Genomic DNA, 16,143 nt, shown 5'->3' with positions numbered 1-16,143 from the left:
GAAATATTTAAAATAGAAAATGATTAAAGTTTTTTATCGACCATTTTCAAAAGATATTTCCCATAATTATTTTTTGCTAATGGTTTTGCGAGTCTAATTATTTGCTCAGCATCAATGAACCCTGTGCGGTAGGCAATCTCTTCCGGGCAGGAAACTTTCAAACCCTGACGCTCTTCGATAGTTGCAATAAAATTGCTGGCTTCAATAAGACTTTGGTGAGTACCTGTGTCAAGCCACGTATAGCCACGCCCCATCATGGCAACAGATAATTTTCCCTGCTCCATATAAATACGGTTAATATCAGTAATTTCTAACTCACCACGTGATGATGGCTTCAGGTTTCTCGCCATATCAACAACACTGTTGTCGTAGAAATAGAGCCCGGTAACAGCATAATTGCTCTTCGGTTCCAATGGCTTCTCTTCGAGGCTAACAGCCGTACCATTTTTATCGAATTCTACAACACCGTATCGTTCAGGATCGTTCACATGATATGCGAATACTGTAGCACCGCCCTCTTTATTAACGGCTGTTTCCATTAAATTTGGCAGATCATGTCCGTAGAAAATATTATCACCCAGTACCAAGGCACAATCATCATTACCGATAAATTCTTCGCCAATGATAAAGGCCTGAGCCAACCCATCTGGACTTGGCTGGACTTTATAATGCAGGTTCAATCCCCACTGACTACCGTCGCCAAGGAGTTGTTCAAAACGCGGTGTATCTTGCGGAGTGCTAATGATTAAAATGTCTCGGATACCCGCTAGCATCAGAGTTGATAGTGGGTAGTAAATCATCGGCTTATCATAAATAGGCAGCAACTGCTTACTGACTGCCATTGTTACCGGATACAGGCGAGTACCGGATCCACCAGCCAGAATAATACCTTTACGCGTTTTCATTTCATCATCTCTTTATATAAAATACCCAATACCAAGTATTTAAATTTCCGTAGCAGTAAACCATTCGGCCAGCATGCGCTTAACTCCGACTTCCCATTCCGGAAGTACCAGATTGAAACTCTGCTGGAACTTAGAGGTATTTAAGCGAGAGTTTGCCGGGCGACATGCAGACGTTGGATAAGCGCTGGTTGGTACACCGTGAACCTGAGTTAATGCTAATTCCTTTCCTGCTTTCCGAGCTTCGTCAAAGACCATGCATGCGTAGTCGTACCAAGTCGTCGTCCCACCTGCAACCAGATGATATGTCCCAACGACCTCAGGTTTCTCCAGCGCTATTCTGATAGCATGCGCAGTACAGTCTGCTAACAGTTCCGCTCCCGTCGGCGCACCAAACTGGTCGTTAATGACTGAGAGCTCAGAGCGCTCTTTCGCCAGTCGCAGCATGGTGCGGGCAAAGTTGTTCCCTTTACTGCCGTATACCCAGCTGGTACGGAAAATTAAGTGCCGCGTGCAGTGATCACTCAACGCTTTTTCACCAGCAAGCTTACTCTCACCGTAAACGTTGAGGGGAGCAGTTGTATCCGTTTCCAGCCACGGCGTCTCTCCGTTACCCGGGAAGACGTAATCGGTAGAGTAGTGAATAACCCAGGAGCCCATTTTTTGGGCTTCTTTCGCGATCGCCTCAACGCTCGTTGCGTTAAGCAACAGAGCAAATTCTGGTTCTGATTCAGCCTTATCGACAGCGGTATATGCAGCCGCATTGACTATGATATCCGGCTTAATTCGGCGCACAGTTTCCGCAATCCCCTCAGGATTACTGAAATCCCCGCAGTAATCCTGTGAGTGGACATCAATAGCAATCAGAGTGCCAAGTGGGGCCAGCGAACGCTGTAGCTCCCATCCTACCTGCCCTGTTTTGCCAAATAGCAGGATGATCATTAAGCACGATCCCCATAGTTTTTTTCAATCCAGGACTTGTAGTTACCGCTTTTCACGTTTTCTACCCACTGGGTATTAGCGAGATACCATTCCACAGTTTTGCGAATGCCACTTTCGAACGTTTCCTGCGGCTTCCAGCCAAGTTCCAGACCAATTTTTTCAGCGTCAATCGCATAGCGGCGATCGTGGCCTGGTCGGTCGGCAACATAAGTAATTTGATCGCGGTAAGAACCTTCTTTTGGAACGATTTCATCCAGCAGGGAACAGATTGTATGCACCACATCAAGGTTTTGCTTCTCGTTGTGGCCACCAATGTTATAGGTTTCTCCAATTTTGCCCTTAGAGACCACGGTATAAAGTGCGCGAGCGTGATCTTCAACGTACAACCAGTCACGGATCTGGTCACCTTTGCCGTAAACCGGCAGGGCTTTGCCTTCAAGCGCATTGAGGATAACCAGCGGGATCAGTTTTTCGGGGAAGTGGTAAGGGCCGTAATTGTTAGAACAGTTCGTCACAATAGTCGGGAAGCCGTAGGTACGTAGCCAGGCGCGAACCAGATGATCGCTGGACGCTTTAGACGCCGAGTATGGACTACTTGGTGCATAGGCTGTTTTTTCCGTGAACAACGGCAGTTCAGTACCCTCTGCCACTTCATCCGGATGAGGGAGATCACCATACACTTCATCGGTCGAGATGTGGTGAAAACGGAATGTTGCTTTTTTCTCAGGACTTAACGCTGACCAGTAATTACGGCTGGCTTCCAGCAGCATATAAGTGCCGACAATATTGGTCTCGATAAACGCTGCCGGGCCGGTAATGGAGCGGTCAACATGGCTTTCAGCGGCCAGATGCATCACTGCGTCCGGCTGGTGCTGTAAAAAAATACGCGCCATGGCATCGCTGTCGCAGATGTCGGCATGTTCAAAATGATAACGATCGCTCTGAGCAACGTCGACCAGCGATTCGAGATTGCCTGCGTAAGTTAGTTTATCGACGTTAACGACAGAATCCTGCGTATCATCGATAATGTGTCGCACCACTGCAGACCCAATAAAGCCCGCTCCACCAGTCACCAGAATTTTCACGTTTATTTCGCTCTTAAAGTTTTGAGTAACAATAAATCACACGCCAAAATCCCTGGTGACTTTCACAAACACCAGGGAAGAGAAAATGCCAATCTGCTATTTTAATTTACCTTTTCTTTCCAGAGTAAATCGCAGATGCCATCGGTTGGATTAAAAGCAGCGGGTGCTTGCAATAATATCTCACGTACACGCTCATAGTTGAATTCGCAGCAGGCGATGTCGAGCTCACTGAGAATTTTGCTCATCTCTTCCCACGGCAACATCACCTCGTTTGCAGTCCTAATCCGCGGATGCTGAGTGATGGACACGTTGTCACCTATGAGCAATTCCTCATAGAGCTTCTCGCCGGGGCGCAAGCCCGTTGTCTGCACAGCGATATCACCATACGGATTTTTTTCATCACGGATGGAAAGCCCCTGCAGAGCAATCATTCGGTGTGCCAAATCAAGGATTTTCACTGGCTCCCCCATATCCAGCACGAAAACATCGCCACCAGTGCCCATGGCGCCAGCCTGGATCACCAACTGCGCTGCTTCAGGAATGGTCATGAAGTAACGAGTAATTTCTTCATGAGTCAGGGTAACAGGTCCACCAGCAGCAATTTGTTTTTCAAACAGGGGAACAACTGAACCCGATGAGCCCAACACGTTACCAAAGCGCACCATACTGAAACAGGTTTTGGCGGATTCTTTCGCCAGGGCTTGCAGCACCAATTCTGCCATGCGTTTAGTGGCGCCCATCGTATTGGTTGGCCGTACTGCTTTGTCGGTAGAGATTAATACAAAGTTTTCGACACCACCGTTCGCAGCTGCCTGTGCACAACACAAGGTTCCGAAGATATTATTGCGAACACCGTCGATAACGTTGAATTCCACAAGCGGTACATGTTTGTATGCTGCAGCATGATAAATAGTATCAACGCTGAATGCCTTAATCAGCCTCTCAAGGTGTTCTTTATCCTGAACGTTTCCGAGAATTGGATAAATCTTCACCTTCAAATCCTGGCTGAGGTTCTGATTTCGTAATTCTGAATCAATGGAATACAGTGAGAACTCTGATAATTCAAATAAAATAAGTTGGGCGGGCTTATTTTTCATTATCTGTCGACATAGTTCGGATCCAATAGATCCTCCCGCCCCAGTGACCATCACCGTTTTGCCACTAATATTGCGCGCAACTAACTCTGGAATGGGTGAAACAGGGTCGCGGCCCAGCAGGTCTGTAATAACCACTTTTCGTAAGGCATCGATGCGGGCTTTACCCTCCACCAGATCAACCATTCCTGGAATAGACAATACCTCACAAGGCAAACCTTCCAGGGTTTTAATCACTTCGTTCTTTCTTGCCCGGCTAGCGCTCGGCATTGCCAGCAGAATTTTCTTCGCTTCGTATTTTTGTATCAGCCATGCAAGTTTTTCAGGCGCGAACACACTGACACCATGAATAACCTGTCCTTGCAGCGCGCGATTATCATCAACAAAAGCAACCGGGTAGTACTCATCCATTTGACTTAGTGCAGGCAGCAGTTGGCGACCTGAAGCCCCAGCACCATAGATAACGACACGGGTACCCAAATTTAACCCGCGATTTACCAGCATCCGCATGCTAAGTCTTGACCCGGCAATTAATAATAAACCGAATGAGAAATAGATGAACGGAATGGTCCTGGGTAAAAAGAGATTGGTATAAAACGCTGCGATAATAAGTAATACGGAAGACATTACCATCCCAGCAGCGGCTACCAACAGAATTTTGGCTGTGATATACCGGATGACTGCGCGATAAAGCCCCAGTCTGACAAACATTGCCAAGGTGACAAGTATTATTGAGGAAATTAATAACCAATGAGCCATACTGTATATTGGCGTCATTGAATCTATTCGTACCCAAAACGCAAACCAGAATGCGCATAAGAGCAGAAAAGTATCAATCAATAACGTAATAATTCGTTTTATTGGTCTTGGTAAAGATATCAAATAAATTAGCATACTAAAAACTAGTCGCCTCGTGAAAACTTGCCTTTAATTTATAAAATAGTACCAGCAGGGCACACTGAGTATTCGTCTACTTTTGCATTATAGCCACCCACTGTTCCCGCCTGTAGGAATGCTGATTTCCCAATATCCGCATTTCCTGCAAGATGAACCCCGACACCAAGGTGAGCAAAATCACCAAGAACAGAATCGTGGTCAACCGTCGAATGGCTATTTAGAATCGTGCTCACACCTAGTTTTGAGTTGGCCCCCACCACCGCCCCTGCCAGTACCACCGATCCACAGGCAATCTCTGCAGAAGGACTGACAAAAGCAGAAGGATGAATTAGCGTAATTGGATAAACACCAGTGCTGATAATCTGATCGTAAAGTTGTTCCCGGACACGATTATTCCCAATGCCAATAATGACATTCTTAGCTTGGCGCAGGTGTAACTTTAGCTCTGAAATTTTTCCAATAATGCGTTGGTTAGTCTCGTGAAAAGGTGACGCATTGTCATCAAGAAAAACAATATCAGCGAAGCCTAACATGCTTGCTGTCTCATAAAGAGTACGACCATGACCGCCTGCGCCAAGTATCAACAGGTCATGCATTAGCGTTGCTCTCTTTATCCCTTACACCCGCCCCACATCTGAATGCAATGACAATCAGCGGACACCAGGCGATAACCAGTCCAACAAGACCATCAACTTTTGCTGAAGCAATGAGATAGGCGATGGGGAAAAGCCAAACAATATTGACCGCAACTGAAACCAGCGTTACAGGAACATGACTGCCGTATTTTCTGGCCAAAATCTGATAGGTATGGCTTGCATGAGCTTCGTACACTTTTTTGCCCGCCACCAGACGGCGCAATAGGGTGATAGTGGAATCCACGATAAATACACCTAGCAGGCACAACTCAGCCATAAAGAAGTGCGTATCTAATTTTGCAATATGAAGGATCATCAAACCGATAATAATTCCCAAAAAACCGCTTCCTGCATCTCCCATGAAAATCTTTGCGACAGGAAAATTCCAAACAATGAATCCAGCTGCAGCCCCGGCAAGGGCAAGAGTCAACGGATAAATGCTGCCCGACAAATCTGTATGCTGATGTAAGGCCATTAAAGCGGCACTCCCCAATGCAAACAGAATAGCTTGCGCACTTGCCAGGCCATTAATGCCATCCATAAAGTTATATAAATTAAGCATCCAAACAAGATAAATACTTCCCAGGATCATACCAAACCATCCAAGGGAAATATCAAAACCAGCGAAATTAATCACCGGGAAAGAGCCTAAAAAATAAAGACCTATAGCTGCCGCCAGAAAATGCATGAGCAGACGCCAACGAGCTGCAAGATGTCCATGGTCGTCAAGGAAACCAATAACAGCAACAATCACTCCGGGTACAAACAACCCAAAGAAACTATCTGCCGTGAGATAACCGCTTAAATATAACCAGGCTAGCGCGACTAGCAACGTCAAAACAATAGCAACGCCGCCCCCTCTTGGCGTTGGTACTGAATGTGAGCTTCTCTGATTGGGTCGGTCGATAACATTATGCTTAATGGCATACACCCTAAGTCCCCAGGTCAATGCACAAGCGGTAAGAAAAGCGAGAATCACAATACCTAAATCCAACATTATTTATTACCTTCAATATAATATTTTGCCGTTTTTTTCATAGTTTCTTGCAATGTTATTGGAGGTGACCATTCAAGCTGGATTCTGGATTTACTGGCGTCCACTTCCAAATCTCCAAATAGCTGCTCATAAATACCGACCTTACCTGCCAGTAATAGCAGTTTTCTCAGTACCTTTTTCGGGAAATAAATAACTCTCGCTTTAAAACCCATCCCTGCGGCAAAGGCGTCAATCATCTCTTCCGTAGAGGGAGATTCGGGATCAGCGAGCAGATAGAGTTGGTTTTTCGACCTGTCATTCACAACGCATTCGGTTATAAAACTGACGACATTATCAAGCGACACCAATGCACGTTTATTTTTGACGTTTTTAAATGGCAACGGTAATTTACGTTCCACTAGTTTTAATAATCGACGTATGTTACCCGGAGCATTTTCACCACAGATCAATGCCGGGCGGACAATGGTTAAAGCCATTCCACTTTCATTCGCAATGTTGAGCAAACTATTTTCAGCTTCAAGCTTCGAAATAGCATAATCAGACGTCGGCCGTGGTGTAGATTGCTCGGTGAAAGGCGCTTCTAAGGTCGTCGAGTTGCCGTTTACGCCAATAGAGCTCACAAAAATGAATTGTTTAACGCCACAGCTCACCGCATCCCTGGCCAGTTTTACTGTGGCATCATGGTTGACGCGACGAAACTCAGCCAGTGCATCATTGGTGTTATCGTTGAGAATATGTGCTCTGCCAGCGGTATGAATAACGGTATCGCAATTTTTCAGTATATCTTCCCAGCACGTATCCGCCGAAATATCCCCCAAGTTATAAATGCCCAGGGCAATATTTTCCTGCTGCCGCGTGGTAAGACTGACTTGGTGTCCTGCTGCTTTCAGCGATTTGACCAACGCGGTACCGAGAAATCCAGTCCCCCCTGTCACCAATACTTTCATTGCCATCCCCTATCTGTTAAACAGGTAAAACATACTTCTTGAAATATGTCAGTCCACACTCAGCTTTCATGATCGCTTAAAAATGAATCCGACATTAAGCTATTTCTGCGATTGTTTTTTTATTTATTGACATTAAAACGGTGCTGACAAAATAAATACGATGCCATTAACGCGTACATTAAATACGCTACCGCCCCTGGCTCAACAGCTACCAGTGCACTGCACGCAACGTCTGTATGTTGTTACGCCACCTGCCTAAAATTCAAACAAATGACAGAAATCATTAATCCAATATTGTGGTCCGAATCCGACCGCAAAACAAGGACAAATCCCATCTTTAAGACTGAAACGACAACTTTTAAGGCAGGGATTACTCACTGATTTTAAACAAAAAAAACGGCGGTGCCGCCATAAGTGTAGTTTAATTGCACTATGACCTTACCTGCCGTTTAGTTTGGCATACTGTCCTTTCGGTATCAGCCTACCAATAATTTCTTGATGCTTTCCCGGAACTTAGCGCCCTCTTTCAGGTTGCGCAGTCCGTACTGAACGAATGCCTGCATGTAGCCCATTTTCTTGCCACAGTCGTAGCTGTCACCGGTCATCAGCATTGCATCAACGGACTGTTTCTTCGCCAGCTCAGCAATCGCGTCTGTCAGTTGGATGCGGTCCCAGGCACCCGGCTCGATTTTTTCAAGCTCCGCCCAAATATCTGCAGACAAGACATAGCGCCCTACAGCCATCAGATCGGAATCCAGCGTTTGTGGCTGATCCGGCTTCTCGATGAAATCAATGATACGGCTGATTTTACCTTCTACTTCAAGCGGCTCTTTTGTTTTGATGACCGAGTATTCACGCAGGTCGCCAGGCATGTGTTTCGCCAGCACCTGGCTGCGGCCGGTTTCATTGAAACGGGCAACCATTGCAGCAAGGTTGTAACGCATCGGGTCAGCTGTTGCGTTGTCCAGAACGATATCGGGCAACACAACCACGAACGGGTTGTCGCCAACGATCGGACGCGCACAAAGAATGGAGTGGCCTAAGCCAAGAGGCTGTGCCTGACGCACGTTCATGATGGTCACACCCGGCGGGCAGATGGCCTGCACTTCAGCCAGCAGCTGGCGCTTCACGCGCTGCTCGAGCAGTGACTCAAGTTCATAAGAGGTGTCGAAGTGGTTTTCTACCGCGTTTTTCGACGCGTGAGTGACCAGGACGATTTCTTTGATCCCTGCAGCAACAACCTCGTCGACAATGTACTGAATCATCGGCTTGTCAACGATCGGCAGCATTTCTTTAGGAATGGCCTTGGTGGCAGGAAGCATGTGCATCCCGAGGCCCGCTACCGGAATAACTGCTTTCAAATTAATCATTATCATGTCCACCTATGAATGGTTGGAGAATTATAGCCAGTCGGAACGTTTTATCCAGCATGTTTTTTTGATGATACCTGGCAGAATTTTATAAAACTTCAGGGTTAATCCGATAGTTATCCTTGCTTACCAGGAATTGTCGTATTTATTTGCCCGGTAGCCGAAAGTTTAACCCATTGGTATTCACTACCTGCTGATCCACCCGGTCGATATCCACCGATCGCTGACCCTTTTCGTTCACCGCCTTAATGTTCGCCAGCGACAGCAGCGTGTCCTCTTTCGCCATGAACTTGCCTCGCACATCCTTGCGTAAATCGAAGTTCATCGACAGCGCAGGTCCCCGTTCAGCATCCTGCATCACATTGATATTGCGTATAAAGAGATGCTGCGGTTTATTGTGCAGCTCCAGCGAGGCTCGCTTCAGGTTAAGATTGGTAATGGAGACGAACGATTGCGCGTTGCCGGAAGAAATCTGGATCCCCCGCAGCTTGTACGGCAGCGTCGTGTTATCCATCTGAACATCATTGAGGCGGAAATTTTGTGGGATTGAGAGGTAGTTACCCTTGATCACTCCGTAGCCAATCAGCATCCCGGCGCTATTCACCATATTGACATTATCAATAATGAAATTATCACAGCCATAAATGGCTACCGTCGCATTATCAATCCCCGCCTTTTTACTGAACTCAGGAGTGATATTACGGGCTTTGACATTCCGGATAATAAAGTGTTTGCCGTTTTCCACATGCACCAGCTGACGGCAGTTGCTGCCGGTGATGTTGGCAACCACAAAGTTCTTCACCGTCTGTCCTTCGGGATAGCCGTTGTCATACGTGCTGCCCGCAAGTCCTATGCCGATGCCCCAGTTGATTTTACCGTTAGTACAGTTGATGTCATCGATGACGTGGTCGGAAATAAGGATGTTCTTGTCGTTGATCGCCACGTTCCATTCGATGGCGTCACCCTGCAACTTCGTGAAGCGTCCGTTGGTGATTCTTACGCCGTCGAATTGATTGTGGAATCCCTGGCGCAGGATGCCGTAATTAGCCTCGGTCACCGTGATGTTATCAATCAGCAAATTGCGCATGGTGCGTTTATCTTTGCCGCCGATAAAAATCTGCGCCAGCGGGCCGTATCCGCTCAGGGTCACCCCCTGAATCACGCAGTCGGACCCGCGAACGTCCAGGCAAAGGTTGTTCAGGCGTCCACCGTTACCGATGATTTTACAGCCGTCCTGGAGCGCGAATCGCCCGCGCCCGTTGCCTTTCAGCACGCCGTCAATTTGCAGGGTTTTGCCTGGTGGAATGATGATACCGGTATTGATGTTGTCGCAGACCACGCCTTGCGGGACCTGCACCACATCGCTCGCTGTGAACGCATCGTTGAAGGCACGAACCCAGTCGTTAGCGGAATTGAAACGACGAATATCCGCGGCAGACGTTTTCTCTACCGCCCGAACTGCACGACTATTGAGGAGTGGCAATACGGCCAGCGCGGAGCTGGAACCAAGGAAGGCGCGTCGTGAAAGGGAGTACTTTTTATCCGTCATGCGACCTCGCTTACAGCGTTTGCAGCAGGCTGGCTAACTGAGAGTTAATCGCCTGCTGGTTAAAATCAGCTTCGACTTTGGCGCGCGCTTTGGCGACGACGGGCTGCAACGTATGATGTTCAACCTTACCCAGCACCTGAAGCCTGTCGGCCAGCGCAGCGGCGTCATTCTCTGGCACCAGCCAGCCGGACTCCCCTGCGTCTATCAGCTCAGGAATGCCGCTGTGTAGCGTTGAGACAACCGGAATGCCGACCGCCATCGCTTCCATCAGCGCCACCGGGATCCCTTCCATATCCCCGTCCGCACCGGTCACCGACGGCAGCAGGAATACATCAGCGTCGTCGAGCATGGCCTTCACCTCATGGCTTGGCTTGAAGCCCGGCATTTCAATCACATCTTCCAGCTGATACTGCTCAATGAGCGTGCGCAGACGGCGCTCCCAGGGCCCAATACCGAGGATCCTGTACTTAAAGCGTACGCCGCGTGATTTCAGCTGACGACAGGCCTCGATTGCCACATGCAGTCCTTTCTTCTCCGTCAGTCGTGCGACGGAAATGATCTGTAAAGTGTCGTCCGGCGTTTTCACCGGCCGCAGCGCAAAACGTTCCATATTGACGCCCATGCGCGACACGACAATTTTCTCATCCGGACAGCCCATCGTGCGCAGGCGTCTGGCCCACAAATCGCTGATTGGCAGCATCACGTCACCGCGATGAAACAGCTGTTGATACTCAGAGGTGTAATGGCTGAGCACATCACGGCTGGAGATATCAATTCCGTGAAAGACGGTGGCGATTTTTCCCCGCAGCACGCCCAGTTCCCTTAGCTTGGCGGCGGTCACGCCCGCCGGGCCAAAGTGGGCGATAAACACGTCAGCCTGAAAAGGTCGGGGATTTTGTGCCGTAATCGACGAAAGGATCAGATGGCGGGCTTCATGCCCGTAGCGGCTGGCGTTCAGCGCCTGCCAGGTGGCTGTACGATACAGCCCCTTCAGGGTGTTAAGCGCCCGGTAGCGTAATTTTGCCAGCTTCCCCGCTGGCTCATCCTGCAGCCAGCGGGTTTTCTGCGCCAGGCCGTAGCGCGTAAATGCTTCATGGGTATTCGTCATATCGCCCTTCAGCAGCGCGACAATCTCCACTTCATATCCCATCTCAATGAACGCCACGATCTGGTTTAAAACGAAAGTTTCTGACGACAGCGGGAATTTTAGCAGGAAGAAACCAACCTTCATTTCTCCTCCCCGATTCGGTCAAGCACGGATTTCACCATCTGCATCCCGTTCGCACGTTCAGCCTTCACCGCAATGCGCAGGCGTTCGTTGATCGCTGGCAGCTGACCCAGCGTATCCGCCACCATCGCCTCCAGGCTGCCGTCAAGCAGATGACGAATGTCTATCGCCATTTCAGGCATGCCCAGCTGCTGCATAATCCCGGCGGATTTGTGCTCATAGTTGATGGCAATCGCCGGGGTATTGAAGTTCATCGAGATAATGGCCGAATGCAGGCGCGTACCAACGGTAAGCTCACAGGCCCCCAGGATTTTGCCCATCTCCAGATCGTTGAGTTCATCCATCACCACATGATATTTCGCCGGGTTACTGATGTGCTTTTGCAGGTTCAGCGCCACCATGCGGTCATCTTTGTTGTAGCTGTCAATCCCGGTGCAGGTGGAGAGCGCAATCACCTGATTGCCCGCATCGATAATACGATTAACCACGCCGGCAAACGCCTCTTCATAAGCCTGCTGCGTCGTGCCCAGACGTTTATCAAACGGGGCAAGCTCACGCAGCGTGACCGCAACCGCTTTCTGCTGACCAATTTTGTTCAGCCAGTGCTCAACGGCATAGCTGGCGGTGAAATCATCATCGTGGTGATCGACCAGCCAGGCCGTATCCACGCCCTGCTCAACTTTGGCCGTGGTGATCTCGCTGCGCTCCATCATATTCAGGCTGACGGACTCGCGCAGGATCAGCGCATCGCACTGGCCGAATACGTAGCTGGCCAGCTGGTTAAACTGCGGATCCTGGAACGGCCCGACGCTGTGCCCAATCATGTAGAGCGGTTTTTTCGCCATAAACGTGCAGAGCGCATGCTCAAACTGCGGTGCGCCGTAGAGATCGACAAAGAATGAGCCGCCAACCTGAACGATCGCGTCATAGTTACCCAGCAGACGAACAAAATCGGTAAAGCCCTGGGCAATTGCAATATTGCGCAGCTTGCCGCTGTCGGTCACCCGGGAAAGCAGCACCTGATGCTGATAACGGCGACGGAGCACTTTTTTCACGCGGCCCATCACACCCGCGGCGCTGTTGTGCTGTTTCATCTGGGTATAGAGCGGATCGCCCATTACCGGGCGGTTCAGCAGCCACGAAGAGCTGACCGGGTAGCGGCTCATCACGTCCACTTCAGCGTCCGGATTGAGGGTGTGAATGGCATCCAGCAGACCCCTTAAAATAGCGCTGTCGCCGCGGTTACCGCAGGTATGGTTGCCAAGAATCAGTAATTTCATATGTGACCTCTAAAGGGGTTCTTAATTCACCGGGAGCGGCGTGATGCCCTCTCCCCGGCCCTCTCCCACAGGGAGAGGGAGAAATACGGCGTTGATTTTTAGCCTCCCAGCCAGTCGCAAATGCGATCTATTCCCTCTCCCATTGGGAGAGGGTCAGGGAGAGGGGCGAATGCTAGCTCGCCCGCAATAACACTTTCATTTTTTCACTGCGGCACAGCTGGCGTTTCATCTCCACCACCAGAGGATGCCGCGAGAAGACAATCATCAGCGCAAACGCCAGCACACCTGCGGCAATCTGTACTCCCAGCAGCAACGGCAGCGGCAGTTCGCCGTTGAGCACCACGCCAAGCCCATAGCTCACCGCCAGGGTTGGCAGCGACAGGTAAAACGGCAGCCACAGGCTCAGGATGTACTCCCGGTAGCTCGATCCCAGCACCGGCTTGATCATCACGAAGTAGCTGAGAACGGTATTGATGATCTGCACCAGCAGAAAGCCGAGCGTCACGCCCAGCGCCCCCGCCAGGTGGCCGCCGACGATAATCGCCGGAATAAACAGGAAGGTTTTAAAGACGTTGAACTTGAAGCTGATATCCACGCGGGCTTTCGCCATCAGCAGCGAGCCAATCGGATTGCCGACCGAGCGCAGCAGGCCCACCACGCACAGCAGCTGAAGAATCGGAATGATGCTGACCCACTTCTCACCGAACACCAGCGGTACCACGTTATTACTGACCACCATCAGGCCCAGCAGCACCGGGAAGTTGATAATTCCCACCACCGACAGCAGCTTGTAAAAGTTCACGCGCAGCTTCGCGGTGTCGTCCTGAATCTTGGCGAACGCCGGGAAAAGCACGCGGGTGATGATCGGGTTGAGCTTCATCGGCGGCACAACGGCGACGTTGTAGGCGAGGTTGTACCCACCCGCCACGCTCGCGCCAAGAATGCGCGCCAGCACCAGCGTCGAAAGGTTGGTGTTCACGTAATTAATGATGCTGTCCGCCGTAAGCCATGCGCCAAAGCGCAGGTTAGACGACACGGAGGCCAGCGAAAAATGCAGCCCCGGACGGTAAATCCGACGCCCGAACCAGCCGAACAACAGCGTGCGCACGGCGCTGTTCACCAGATACCCCAGAATGGCCGTCATCGCCAGCGGCCAGAAATGGGCGCTCACCACGGTAAAGGTGAACCCCGCCAGCACGGCGGAGGTTTCAATCATGCCAATCTTGTTGAATTCCAGCTCTTTTTGCATCAGCGCGCGGAACTGCTGCCCGTGCGGGATCACCACAAAGGCAAACGACAGCGTGCGCATCAACGGCGCCAGATCCGGGTTGTGCAATACGTCTGCGATCGCACCGCTCAGGCTAAACACCAGCACAAACACCACAATGCCGAGCCCAACGTTAAGCCAGTAGAGCGTGGTCAGCTCGAGATGGCTGATTTCTTTGCGCTGGATAATCGAATTGGCGATACCAAAATCCGACAGCGTATCGGCCAGGGCGATGATCACCAGCGACACGGTCAGCAGCCCGAACTGGTGATTGTCGATGATGCGCGCCAGCACCGTCATCTGCACCAGCCCGAGGCCGATGATGATGACGGTCGCCATGGCGGACCACTTCGCCCCGCTGATGGTTTTCTCTCTCAGGCTCATGCCGCTACCTCAATACGCTGCTTTGTTAACAAAGCCTTTGAAAATAGTCAGGAAAACAATACGAATATCGAACCACAGGCTCCATTCGCGAATGTATTCGAGGTCGAATTCGATACGCTTTTCCATTTTCTCGAGGGTGTCAGTTTCCCCGCGCCAGCCGTTGATTTGCGCCCAGCCGGTAATGCCTGGCTTCACCTTATGGCGCAGCATGTAGCCCTCAATCAGCTGGCGATACTCTTCGTTGTGCGCCACAGCATGCGGACGTGGGCCCACGATGGACATCCCGCCAGTCAGCACGTTGATAAACTGCGGCAGCTCATCAAGCGAGGTACGACGCAGGAAGTTCCCTACACGGGTCACGCGCGGATCGTTTTGCGTGGCCTGAGTCACCACCGCATCATTTTCCATTACGCGCATTGATCGGAACTTCCATACCTTGATCGGCTTGCCGTCCATGCCGTAGCGGGTCTGACGGAAGATAACCGGACCCGGGGAGGTAAGCTTCACGGCCAGCGCGATGCAGGCCAGCACCGGGGAGATCAGCAGCAAAATCAGCGACGACAGCACGATATCCTCCACCCGCTTGAGCACGCGGTTCAGGCCGGAGAGCGGCGTGTCGTACAGCGGCACCACCGGCACGCCGTTCACTTCATCGATGCGGGAATGGAGAATGTTGAAGGTAAACACGTCCGGAATGAGGATCACCGAGCAGGTGGTATCCGCCAGCTCGCGTACCAGCTCTTTGATGCAGGCTTCTTCCTGCATCGCCAGGGCGATATAAACGTTGTGAATTTTGCCTGCGCGGGCGTCTTCCAGCAGTTGCTCATAGTTCCCGGCCCAGTCCGCGTGCACGCCGCCAGGTTTCGGATCGTGATAGCTGCCGACCACTTCAAACCCCAGCCAGGGCTGGTTGCGGAAGCTGTCGAGCAACAGCTGCCCGGCAGGCATATCGCCCGCAACGGCCACCTGGCGAATGTTGTAGCCACGGTTGCGCAGCCAGCCAACGCCGAAGCGGATAAAGCCGCGACAGGCCACCATTCCACAGGTGCTCAGCAGGTACCAGGCAAGCCACAGGGCGAAGCTGTCATTAAAATCAGTGTTGAACGCCAGCACCCCGGCGCAAAGCACCAGCGCTAACGTCCAGTTTTGCAGGAGTAAGAGCAGTTCTGTTGTCATGCGCACGCCGCGCCATGAGCGATAAAAGTCCGTCATTCCGCCAATCATCTGAAAAACGACCAGCGCAATCAGCGCCATCAGCAGATGCAGATAGGAAAACGGCAGTGCAGCCCCTTTGCAGACCACCCACAGCCCGCCGAACATAATGGTTATGTCGGAGAACCGCTGCACCATTGAGATTAACGATGCATTCGTTTTGGCTCTCTCGCGCTTTCTTAGAGTTGTCATCGTTGTTCCTGTTGTTGATAGCATTCCCCTCCCCCTCTCCCCTGAGGGTGAGGGGACGGACCGGGACAGGCATCAGGCTTTTTCACTCGTCATGACAGTTGAAAAAGCGAGCCGGAGCATATCCCGGTCTTGACCTTCCCCCTCGCCCCTCCGGGGAGAGGG

At 50.7% G+C, this 16,143-nt stretch carries 13 protein-coding genes; all 13 read right to left on the bottom strand.

Translation table 11 applies throughout. The features are described 5' to 3' along the window. Positions 1–23: 23 nt before the first annotated feature. The 13 genes from rfbA to wcaJ all read right to left on the bottom strand — a co-directional run bounded on the left by rfbA (position 24) and on the right by wcaJ (position 15,981). Positions 24–905, bottom strand: coding sequence for a glucose-1-phosphate thymidylyltransferase RfbA (gene rfbA / locus AB1287_RS21065; RefSeq protein WP_435618987.1), 882 nt, complete (start codon positions 903–905; stop codon positions 24–26). Positions 906–944: 39 nt separating this feature from the next. Further along, entirely contained in the window at positions 945–1,844 is a 900-nt protein-coding gene (gene rfbD, locus AB1287_RS21060) for a dTDP-4-dehydrorhamnose reductase (RefSeq protein ID WP_435618986.1), read from the bottom strand. Then, a complete protein-coding gene (gene rfbB / locus AB1287_RS21055; RefSeq protein ID WP_435618985.1) occupies positions 1,844–2,929 on the bottom strand; it encodes a dTDP-glucose 4,6-dehydratase in 1,086 nt (361 codons plus the stop codon). The genes rfbD and rfbB overlap by 1 nt, the downstream gene beginning before the upstream one ends. A 101-nt stretch (positions 2,930–3,030) precedes the next feature. Further along, positions 3,031–4,917 (bottom strand): polysaccharide biosynthesis protein, encoded by a 1,887-nt coding sequence (locus AB1287_RS21050; protein ID WP_435618984.1) that lies wholly within the window; start codon positions 4,915–4,917, stop codon positions 3,031–3,033. A 38-nt stretch (positions 4,918–4,955) separates the two neighbouring features. Further along, the gene (locus AB1287_RS21045; protein ID WP_435618983.1) at positions 4,956–5,516 is read right to left on the bottom strand and encodes a sugar O-acyltransferase; all 561 of its coding nucleotides are present in this window, start codon (positions 5,514–5,516) and stop codon (positions 4,956–4,958) included. Next, positions 5,509–6,552, bottom strand: a complete 1,044-nt coding sequence (locus tag AB1287_RS21040) for a glycosyltransferase family 4 protein (RefSeq protein ID WP_435618982.1) — start codon at positions 6,550–6,552, stop codon at positions 5,509–5,511. Before AB1287_RS21040 ends, AB1287_RS21045 begins: the two co-directional genes overlap by 8 nt. Continuing rightward, entirely contained in the window at positions 6,552–7,499 is a 948-nt protein-coding gene (locus tag AB1287_RS21035) for an NAD-dependent epimerase/dehydratase family protein (protein WP_435618981.1), read from the bottom strand. Before AB1287_RS21035 ends, AB1287_RS21040 begins: the two co-directional genes overlap by 1 nt. A gap of 476 nt (positions 7,500–7,975) precedes the next feature. Next, a complete protein-coding gene (galF, locus tag AB1287_RS21030; RefSeq protein WP_435618980.1) occupies positions 7,976–8,869 on the bottom strand; it encodes a UTP--glucose-1-phosphate uridylyltransferase GalF in 894 nt (297 codons plus the stop codon). A 145-nt stretch (positions 8,870–9,014) separates the two neighbouring features. Continuing rightward, positions 9,015–10,418: a colanic acid biosynthesis protein WcaM gene (gene wcaM, locus AB1287_RS21025; protein WP_435618979.1), complete on the bottom strand. Its 1,404-nt coding sequence runs from the start codon at positions 10,416–10,418 to the stop codon at positions 9,015–9,017. 10 nt (positions 10,419–10,428) lie between these two features. Further along, entirely contained in the window at positions 10,429–11,649 is a 1,221-nt protein-coding gene (wcaL, locus tag AB1287_RS21020) for a colanic acid biosynthesis glycosyltransferase WcaL (protein ID WP_435618978.1), read from the bottom strand. Further along, positions 11,646–12,926 carry a colanic acid biosynthesis pyruvyl transferase WcaK gene (gene wcaK / locus AB1287_RS21015; protein ID WP_435618977.1) on the bottom strand — a complete coding sequence of 427 codons (1,281 nt, stop codon included), beginning with the start codon at positions 12,924–12,926 and terminating at the stop codon, positions 11,646–11,648. Before wcaK ends, wcaL begins: the two co-directional genes overlap by 4 nt. Positions 12,927–13,098: 172 nt before the next feature. Continuing rightward, positions 13,099–14,577, bottom strand: coding sequence for a colanic acid undecaprenyl disphosphate flippase WzxC (gene wzxC, locus AB1287_RS21010; RefSeq protein WP_435618976.1), 1,479 nt, complete (start codon positions 14,575–14,577; stop codon positions 13,099–13,101). Positions 14,578–14,586: 9 nt separating this feature from the next. Beyond that, positions 14,587–15,981, bottom strand: a complete 1,395-nt coding sequence (wcaJ, locus tag AB1287_RS21005) for an undecaprenyl-phosphate glucose phosphotransferase (protein WP_435618975.1) — start codon at positions 15,979–15,981, stop codon at positions 14,587–14,589. Positions 15,982–16,143 lie beyond the last annotated feature (162 nt).

Origin of the sequence: Scandinavium sp. UTDF21-P1B (assembly GCF_040750395.1) — a bacterium.
Lineage (GTDB): Bacteria > Pseudomonadota > Gammaproteobacteria > Enterobacterales > Enterobacteriaceae > Scandinavium.
This window is presented reverse-complemented; position numbering and strand designations above follow the sequence as displayed.

What these genes read in the sequence shown, in the direction of transcription:
- AB1287_RS21045 (WP_435618983.1), bottom strand. Translation starts at nt 5,516, where the DNA reads ATGCATGACCTGTTGATACTTGGCGCAGGCGGTCATGGTCGTACTCTT.
- wcaL (WP_435618978.1), bottom strand. Translation starts at nt 11,649, where the DNA reads ATGAAGGTTGGTTTCTTCCTGCTAAAATTCCCGCTGTCGTCAGAAACT.
- AB1287_RS21040 (WP_435618982.1), bottom strand. Translation starts at nt 6,552, where the DNA reads ATGTTGGATTTAGGTATTGTGATTCTCGCTTTTCTTACCGCTTGTGCA.
- wzxC (WP_435618976.1), bottom strand. Translation starts at nt 14,577, where the DNA reads ATGAGCCTGAGAGAGAAAACCATCAGCGGGGCGAAGTGGTCCGCCATG.
- rfbA (WP_435618987.1), bottom strand. Translation starts at nt 905, where the DNA reads ATGAAAACGCGTAAAGGTATTATTCTGGCTGGTGGATCCGGTACTCGC.
- galF (WP_435618980.1), bottom strand. Translation starts at nt 8,869, where the DNA reads ATGATTAATTTGAAAGCAGTTATTCCGGTAGCGGGCCTCGGGATGCAC.
- wcaJ (WP_435618975.1), bottom strand. Translation starts at nt 15,981, where the DNA reads ATGACAACTCTAAGAAAGCGCGAGAGAGCCAAAACGAATGCATCGTTA.
- wcaM (WP_435618979.1), bottom strand. Translation starts at nt 10,418, where the DNA reads ATGACGGATAAAAAGTACTCCCTTTCACGACGCGCCTTCCTTGGTTCC.
- wcaK (WP_435618977.1), bottom strand. Translation starts at nt 12,926, where the DNA reads ATGAAATTACTGATTCTTGGCAACCATACCTGCGGTAACCGCGGCGAC.
- AB1287_RS21035 (WP_435618981.1), bottom strand. Translation starts at nt 7,499, where the DNA reads ATGAAAGTATTGGTGACAGGGGGGACTGGATTTCTCGGTACCGCGTTG.
- AB1287_RS21050 (WP_435618984.1), bottom strand. Translation starts at nt 4,917, where the DNA reads ATGCTAATTTATTTGATATCTTTACCAAGACCAATAAAACGAATTATT.
- rfbD (WP_435618986.1), bottom strand. Translation starts at nt 1,844, where the DNA reads ATGATCATCCTGCTATTTGGCAAAACAGGGCAGGTAGGATGGGAGCTA.